Here is an 8,803-nt window from a genome sequence, read left to right as displayed (position 1 = left end):
GTACTTTTGTCTATCTTAATGGGCGTCTAGTTTTATGTCGACTTTGCAAATGCGAAGAAACTAAAACTGTGTAACCTCTCCCAGTTAAAAGAAGAGCATTGACACGAAAAACAAGTAAAAGCGCCACCAAGTAATAAAAAAGGTAACAATAAAAACAGCCCTCGCTAGCTTTACAATTTAAACTCCCACCAATTACAATTGTATTCGCTTAATTCAGTAAAGAGTCAGCCCTATTTTGCTATCACTATTACTACATTTTTCGGTGCTGCATGAGTCATTTAACGCCTTGCTTCCCCCTAACAATCTAAACTTAATTGTAACCCGCTTATAGAGGCCTTCAATACGTTATGACCACGACTTTCTTAAGTAAATCACAACAAATTTCACTGCAACAAGCACTGAACAACAGCAAGCTTTCATATAATTACACATTAACTAGTGATAACGTGACCTCGCCTGAGCAAAAAGCTTATAGTGATATTGCTGTCACACTTTACCGTTTTAATTTACAAAAAATAAAATGGTCATCTTTTTTAAAAACAGCAATAAATACAGCAAACGACAAATGTCAGTGGTTAGCCTGCGAACTTCTCAGATGCCAAAAAGACTACAAAGCACAGCCAAATGACAGTGTAATTAGCGAGCAAAGTGCATTTATTAATGGTATTTTTAGCGAAGAGGTTGCCTATATTGACGTCTTACTTGGAACAAAACCCGAGCAAGACTCAATATAACTCATTAAAATCCAAAACTAATGGCTTTAATTAATCATCAATAATGCTTAGTAACTAGTCGGCTCTTTAAGCCATTTCAAATAGGTTTTGTATATTCTTGCTTTCTCATTTTGGCTACCATAGTTTTTTATCGCATCATCAATATAGTTAGCTAAATAAGCAATAACATCATCTATTGAGCGCTTTTTACCTTGCCGCGAAAATATAAAATCTCAAACGAGCCAATTAAGCGTCGCTGATTTTTTGATAAATACTGAATAACTAGACCATTCATATATTTCATGGCTCACCCTAAATTAGCATAGTTTTTATTAGCAAGTGGCAATGATTGATCATTAAACAATACGAATACACTTCAATATTAAACCGAAGCTTGTTCAATATAATATAAAATACTAAAAGTCATCATCATTCAAAAAGCTATTTTCACGCTCTTCCCCACGATTTATGACATGATAAAACACATTCTCTAACTCTATTCGCAGCAGCCTAGACATAGCAATCGACTCAGTTAATCTAACTATAAACCTAGGTCTTTAATGTATTAAGTCAAGATCTGCCCCTTTGGTTTCCTATTAAATGAAATTTTTTTCTTACTCGCACTTTCTTACTTACTACTAATAACGTTTAACTGGAATGTGCATGATTCGCTTATTAAAAACACTACTTGCCACCAACCTACTATTTATTGGGTTTATGGCGCAAAGTTATGAAATAGAAGATTTAGGCGATGGCCTCCACCGCTTTATTGACGACAGACACCGCTCGGTATTTTTAATCACCCCACAAGGCGCAATAGTTACCGACCCGCTTAATAAAAAAGCCGCCACATGGCTAAATGAGCAAATTAAAACCCGTTTTAACGTTCCCATTAAATACGTTGTATATAGTCATAATCACAGCGACCATATTTATGGTGCTGAAGTATTTAAAAGCCCACACACAACCTTTGTTGCGCACAAACTTACCGCGCAAGATATTAAAAACACACAAATAAAAACAGTGATGCCTAACCTTACTTTTGATGACGAGCTAATACTTACCCTTGGTGACTCAACCTTAAAACTAAACTACCACGGCCCTAACGATGGTCGAGGTTCAGTAAGTATGCTGTTCGAAAAACAAAAAACACTATTTGTGGTCGATTGGATAGTCATTGGCAGAATGCCATGGCAAAAGCTTTGGAGCTACGATATTCAAGGCATGATTAATTCAACCCAAGTGGTTTTAAATTACGACTTTAATACTTTTGTGGGCGGCCATGCCGATATAGGTAATAAAGCTGATGTAGCACGTTACTTAAGCTATATAGAGCAGCTTTACAGCCAAGTTACGGCAGGTGCGCTTGCAGGGCAAAGCCTTGATGAAATAAAACAAAACGTTAAACTCGATGAGTTTGCAGATTTAAAACAATACAAAGCGTGGCTGCCACTTAATATTGAAGGTGTATACGAGCGCTTAATGGAAGAGTCTGGCATGGGCTGGCGCAGCGATTTATAAGTTTTTTAGACCTTACTTTTTTGTGCAAATCTAATATTCAAATACAAAGGCATTAGGGCGCAACTGCCTTTGTAACCCGCTCTTTTTTCCTTAAAAAACTCTCTACTTAAAGTAAAAGCCTTTAACACTTCGAACATGTGGATTTTTTAAAATATGCAACGTTAGTGTAATGCGCCAAGCAACATTTACACACCTCTTACGTTTATTGACAGCACTATACAAAAAAAGGTTTATCTTAAAACTAATATAAAGCCGAACAGGATAAATATCGATGAACTTATCTTTAAAAATTATTGGTATAACAGCAATGGTATTTACTATGAATGGGTGTACTGTCTATCAAAAAGGTCCTACTGTGCATAAGCCTTATAAAAAAACGGTTAAAGTGGTCGCTCCTTTACCGGTTGCTGGGCACAATTCGCCTAACATCATAGTAGTTAAAACAAAACCCGCAAAAAAAGCCTGTACCAGGCACAAAGACCACTGGCATTGTAAAGGCTAACTAATCCCACTGCGGTAATGAGGTTATTTATAATATTAAAATAACCTCAAGTGCACCTAGCTAAAATCAACCACAACCTCATAGCGCCCTGGCTCATCGTTTACCTCGTAACACCAGTCGTGGCGTTTAATTATTTTTTCGCTTAATTGCAGGCCTAGTCCGTAACCTATACTGGCGTGTTTTGCTGAGGGCTCACTCGCGTTAGGGGTATCGTCCTGCTCACTGCAATTAACGATTGTGACTTTACTGCCTTGCTGCGAAATATCTACTTGCCCCACTTGTGTATGTTGATAGGCATTACGAATTAAGTTAGTCAGTACAATATGACAAGCAGTCGCATCGGTTGTAATAACAAAACCTTGCTGTGTGCTTAAAGCCACGTTAACGTGCTTAGCTATAAGTAAATAATTAAGCTCGCTACTTAAGGTCGATATTTTATCGCCAATGTTTACGGGCTCTGGGCTACTTTGTTGCTCTTCGTTCCGGCTTAGCCATAATAGCGTATCGGTTAGGTCGCTCATGGTTAAACCGGCGCGCTCTATTCGCTCAAGGGTGAGCCGTTGTTTATCACTTAACGGCACTTTTTCGCTTAAGCGATTGAGTAGCTCAACGTTACTGCGAATAACAGAAATCGGCGTTCGTAGCTCGTGACTAGCATAACTTAAAAAGTGCTGTTCGCGCTCTACGCTTTCGTTGGCTGAAAGCAAGCTACTGCGTATTAATGTCGCTAAAACATTGAGTTCATTATAAGTAAAATCAGGCGGTGTTTGCTGCAAATTGGCTTGATTTAGCGATTTAGCCCACGCTCGCAAAGACTCCACAGGCTTGGCTATTTTTTTCATTACCATAAACAAAAAAAACGCAAATAACACAATGGCAGCAAAACCGGTTACGGCTATCCATAGCATGCGTTGTTCTGGTTCTATATTGGCAATGGCTGTGGGCCGGTCCTTTTCGAGCATAATGCGCGATACATAACGCGGCTCACCTTCTGGATTTGGATAATACACTACAAAAAAGAGATTTTCGGGCATAGAAAACAGCCACGACTGATCTTTTCTTTTATGTAGTAGCCCCACTTCTGTTGGCTTTTTAAAACGCTGTTTAATAATGCTTGGCATATCTTCCCAGCGGCTCGCAATAGTAAATCCTATTATGTCTTTGGGCTCCCCTGCATTTACTTCTATTGTTTGCGTTAGCTTTAGCATCACTCCGTTTAAGCCTTTATCTAGGCCATCAACAAAGTAATTTACACTTAAAAATGAATAGCCAATCGCCATAGCAGAACTAAGCACCACCATACTGGCAAAAAAGTAGATCCTTAAACTTGGCCTTATTTTCATTGTGATTGCCCTGCATTGGCTGTTATTGCAAAGCCCACACTGGGAATGGTTTCAAGCTTTATCTGTTGTGTGATTGTTTCTAGCTGCTTACGTAAATGATGCACATGCACTTTTAAGCTGTTGCTGTCAGGCTGCTCTTCACCCCATATAGTTTGCATAATGGCGCTGCGCGTAACGGGCTGCGGCGCACTGCGTACTAAGGTTTCTAGCAATTTAAACGCAATCGGCGATAGCTTTAGTGTTTGCCCCTCAACATCCGCACTTCGCTTGGTTAAATCTAAATTTAAATTAGCCAAAGTAAGGCGTTTTGCCTCACCGCTTTTGCGCTTTGCCAGTACCTGCACACGCGCTACAAGCTCTTTCATAGCGAAGGGCTTAACTAAATAGTCATCGCTACCAACGGCAAAGCCTTCTAATTTGTTGTCGAGGCTATCGCGAGCAGTCAGCATAAGCACGGGAGTGTCCTGACCTTGCTCACGTAATGTTTTACACATTGTTAAGCCATCCATTTTAGGCATATTTACATCCAAAATGATCATTTGATAGTTGTTAATTTGCAGTAAATTTAAGCCCAAAACGCCGTTGCTTGCATGGTCACACTCAATGTCTTCTATATCGAGGTAATCTACAATTGTTGTTGCAAGGTCTATATCGTCCTCAACCAGTAGTACGTTTATCATTAAGAGGCTGCTCCTTGAGTGCGTTTACCACTTAAAAAGTCTAACACATTAGCAATTAAGCGCTTAATGTCTATTTGAATCATTAATAATGCCGGTATTAGTATTAATGTAATTACGGTTGCAAATAAAATACCGTAACCAAGCGATGCGGCAGCTGGAATTAAAAACTGTGCCTGCAATGATGTCTCACTTAATAACGGCACTAAGCCTGCGTACGTTGTAATTGAAGTAAGCATTACTGCACGCAAACGACTAGTACACGACTCGACAATAGCATCGTGTGTATTCATGCCCTTATCTTTTACCAGTTCGTTAAAGCGTGAAACAAGTAATAAGCTGTCGTTTACTACCACACCACTGAGCGCCAAAATACCATTTAAAGAAAGTATGCTTATGGTTAAGTCATTCCACCAATGGCCTAAAATAGCCCCCACAATACCAAACGGAATCGCCACCATAATCAATATAGGTTGAATATACGATTTTAGCGGAATAGCCAACAACACATAAATAACGAGTAACGCTGCTAAAAACATGGCACCCATTGAGCCTGTTGTTTCGTCTTGCTCTTCGGCTTCACCAGCAAAGTGAATACTTAAGTTAGGGAACTGCTTAGTAAGCTCAGGCACTAAATCGCGGCTTAAGTCGGCAACCAATTCGTTAGACGCTACTACGCTTTTATCTACTTGTGCGCTTAAATAAATTGCACGTAAGCCATCAATACGCGTTATTTCATCTTGTTGATATTCGCTACTTATAGTTGCTACGTTAACTAAAGGTACTACGGTACCATCCGGTAATCTAATACGCGATTGCATGATATCGGCTGGTGTTTTACGCGCATTTTCTGGGTAGCGTACGCGCACTTTCACTTCGTCTTTATCACGTTGGTAACGCTGTACAATTGCACCACCAAACGCTTGCAAAACCTGATTCGATAACGTGGCGGTATCCATCCCTAATGCGCGACCTTGTGCATTTAAGGTAAATTTAAGCTGAGGTAGGCCTGGGTTTAAGTTGTCGTCTATGCCATTAACACCAGCAGTGTTTTGTAAGCGCTCTTTAAACAGTGCGCCTGCGGCCATAACAGTTTCATCATCCCATGCTTTTAGCTCTACTTTAAAGTTATCCACCATTTTACGCGTAGCTAAAACTTGTAGCTTTTTACTCCCTTCTGGCGTACCAGCTAAACGTTGCCATTCTTGTGCAAACTCGCTTGCTGTAAAAGCGCCTTTGTTAAGTAATTCAATCGTAACAGTACCACTCGTATCACTGCTGCTAACAAGTTGTAAGCTGGTTATTTCACTCTCTTGTGAGTCGTACTTACCCATTAAATTTTGCTGTGCTTGAATTGCACTTTGCTCAAGCGCTAACAAGTTTTTATTAGTTTGCCCATACGCTGCATCATTTTGCATAACAAGCTCTGCACTCACAGTATCGCCAGAAATACTTGGAAAGAAACCTACTTTTACTGCGCCTGTCATAGGCATACCAATAACCAATATAAAAAAAGCAATAAATGTGGCAACAACAGCGTACCTAAAACGTAATGAGCACTCTATTACACGGCTATAAACATTTAAGCTAAACCAGTTTAGACCGCTGTCTGCACCGTGCTGCACCTTTGACCATAAACCACTAATACCCGATTTTAACTGGCGTTTAGTGCTTATGTGTGCCAAATGCGACGGTAAAATAAGTTTTGATTCAACAACTGAAAGCAATAAACAAATAGTAACGACCGTTGCAAACTGGGCGTAAATTTTACCTAGATTACCTGATACATTCGAAAGCGCCATAAACGCAGCAACAGTAGTTAACACGCCAAATATAGTGGGTACAGCCACCTTCATGGTGCCTAAAATAGTGTTATTGAGGGTGTCGCCGTGTTTTTTCCGAGTGGTGTAAATACTTTCCCCCACTACTACGGCATCGTCTACCACGATCCCAAGCGCCATAATAAAGCCAAAGGTGGTCATTTCGTTTATGGTCAGCGCGGTGTAACTGTCGGTCATAAAATACAGGGTGCCAAAAAATACAAATGGAAGACCACCAGCAACCCATAATGCAACGCGTACATTTAAAAATATAGCTAAAATAACAAACACCATAATAATACCGGTAACCGCGTTTGTAGTAAGCAGTGACAGGCGCTCGGTAATTAATGTACTTTTATCGTACCAGCTCTCAAGTTCTACATTTTGAGGGAGTAAACCGCGCTCATGCCAACTATCGATTACAGCTTTTGCTTGTTTAACCACCGTGGTTATATCACTGTTTTCATCCATTAAAATTTCAATGCCTATCGCACTTTGTTGGTTATAACGGCTTAATGAATTAGTATCTTCAGCGAACGTATCGGTAACGTTTGCTACATCACCTAGTTTAATTTGCGTACCGGTGTTCGTGGTTAAAAGCACAATATTTGCAAAGTTACGCTGCCAATAAGCTTGGTCGGCTGCTTTTAAACGAATAACCTTATTACTGTCGCGCAAGCTTGATGAAAGTGGGCTTGATGATTCGTTGTTTATCACCTCACTCACATCACTTAATGTTAAGCCATAGGCTTGTAATTTACCTTCATCGATTTCTATCGACATCATAGGATCTAATACGCCAGACTGCTCAACATCACTAATACCTGACTGTGCGAGTAAATCGGCTTTTAATCTTTCCCCTAAATTTTGCAAAGTATGACGATCGGCATCACCAAATAGTTGCAAGGTTAATGCGTGATCTTGTCTGCGGGCTTTATCAATAACGGGTTGCTCGGCATCTGCCGGAAAGTTATTTATAGCATCCACTTGGTTTTTTACATCGGTGAGTAATTCATTAAGTGAATAGTCAGTTTTTTTCTCAATGCTTACATGGCTGCCGCTGGCATCGGATGTAGAGGTAATACGCTTAATGCCGGGTACGGTTTCAAGGGCTTCTTCTATTTTTAGCGCAATGCCTTCTTCTGCCTGTAAGGCATCGCCACTGTCGTATACCACCGATACCGAAATAGTATCCGGCTCAAGGCTTGGAAACGCCTCTTTACGCAAGGTAGAAAGCGACATTATACCCATTACTATTACGCTAATTAGTAACAAATTAGCCGCCACAGAGTTATTAGCAAACCAGCTAATAATACCGTGCAAAGGGTTAGTATTGTTAGGTAATTGCGGTGCTTGATGCGAGCTCATTATGGCATCTCCTCAACAACTGGGTTTACTAACATTTCGTTTAGGTAGCTTACTAGCGGGCGTGCAACAACGCGTAAATTAGCTTGCCCTTCAATAGGTGAGATATAAACGTAATCACCACGCTCAAATAACTTTTGCGCTTTAACGCTCACTAACGTGTTTTGCTCGTTTACGTACCAAATTAGTCCCTCTTGCGATACCGAAGAAGCTGGTAATTTAATTACGTTATTAAGCACTTTACCGGCAATTTGTACCGCTAAAAAAGTACCTGGTAATAACGGTGTTGCTTGTTCAAAGGGTTTATCTAGCGCAACCACTACACTTCGTTGGCGTGAGCTGTCGTCAAGGTGCTGCTCAAAGCGAGCTATGTAACCTTGCCACTGATTGTGTGTTGTTACATCGCTTAAAATAACCTCACCCGACTTATCACTTGCCAGGTTTTGCCACTGACTTAATGAAAGCGGTACGCTAATTTCCACTTTGTCGGTGCTGTTTAATGTAGCGAGCGTGTCGCCAATGCTCACATAGGTACCTAAATCTACATCGCGCGATAAAATAACAGCATCAAACGGCGCACTTATATGGGTGTTTTTTTCATCACGCTGTGAGGTTTGTAATGCGTATTGCGCGTTATCGGCCGTCGCTTGTGCGGCTTCTAGCTGTAGCGTTCGAAATACTAAGGGCGAGCTTGGCGCTTGTGTTACGCCTGAGCGATGCCATTCACGTTTTGCCTGATTACCTAAGTCTTGCTCCTCTTGTAGAGCAAGCTTGGCATCGGCAAGAGTGGCTTTAGCACTTGCGACTGCTTGTAGGTATTCGGTGTTATCTATTTGTGCAAGCACTTGGTCTTTTTTAACTC

Annotated in this window: 7 protein-coding genes; 3 read left to right on the top strand and 4 right to left on the bottom strand. The window is 40.6% G+C overall.

All coding sequences use genetic code 11. The features are described from left to right. The first annotated feature begins 347 nt into the window (after positions 1-347). From ACT3RM_RS16065 to ACT3RM_RS16055, 3 genes are all read left to right on the top strand, one after another. Positions 348-734 carry a hypothetical protein gene (locus ACT3RM_RS16065; protein WP_441835569.1) on the top strand — a complete coding sequence of 129 codons (387 nt, stop codon included), beginning with the start codon at positions 348-350 and terminating at the stop codon, positions 732-734. A 642-nt stretch (positions 735-1,376) separates the two neighbouring features. Continuing rightward, the gene (locus ACT3RM_RS16060) at positions 1,377-2,234 is read left to right on the top strand and encodes an MBL fold metallo-hydrolase (protein WP_441835568.1); all 858 of its coding nucleotides are present in this window, start codon (positions 1,377-1,379) and stop codon (positions 2,232-2,234) included. A gap of 271 nt (positions 2,235-2,505) precedes the next feature. After that, on the top strand, positions 2,506-2,736 hold the full coding sequence (locus tag ACT3RM_RS16055; RefSeq protein WP_441995279.1) for a hypothetical protein: 231 nt from the start codon (positions 2,506-2,508) through the stop codon (positions 2,734-2,736). 56 nt (positions 2,737-2,792) lie between these two features. On the opposite strand, the gene ACT3RM_RS16050 is transcribed toward ACT3RM_RS16055, so the two are convergent. From ACT3RM_RS16050 to ACT3RM_RS16035, 4 genes are all read right to left on the bottom strand, one after another. Next, the gene (locus tag ACT3RM_RS16050; protein WP_441835567.1) at positions 2,793-4,079 is read right to left on the bottom strand and encodes a sensor histidine kinase; all 1,287 of its coding nucleotides are present in this window, start codon (positions 4,077-4,079) and stop codon (positions 2,793-2,795) included. Further along, entirely contained in the window at positions 4,076-4,759 is a 684-nt protein-coding gene (locus ACT3RM_RS16045) for a response regulator transcription factor (protein ID WP_441835566.1), read from the bottom strand. Before ACT3RM_RS16045 ends, ACT3RM_RS16050 begins: the two co-directional genes overlap by 4 nt. After that, entirely contained in the window at positions 4,759-7,944 is a 3,186-nt protein-coding gene (locus ACT3RM_RS16040; RefSeq protein WP_441835565.1) for an efflux RND transporter permease subunit, read from the bottom strand. The genes ACT3RM_RS16045 and ACT3RM_RS16040 overlap by 1 nt, the downstream gene beginning before the upstream one ends. Beyond that, positions 7,944-8,803 (bottom strand): efflux RND transporter periplasmic adaptor subunit (locus ACT3RM_RS16035; protein ID WP_441995281.1); only part of this gene is annotated, 860 nt, incomplete at its 5' end. The genes ACT3RM_RS16040 and ACT3RM_RS16035, both read right to left, overlap by 1 nt.

The sequence above is a fragment of the Pseudoalteromonas sp. AOP7-A1-14 genome (assembly GCF_052376275.1).
Taxonomy (GTDB): Bacteria; Pseudomonadota; Gammaproteobacteria; order Enterobacterales; family Alteromonadaceae; genus Pseudoalteromonas.
This window is presented reverse-complemented; position numbering and strand designations above follow the sequence as displayed.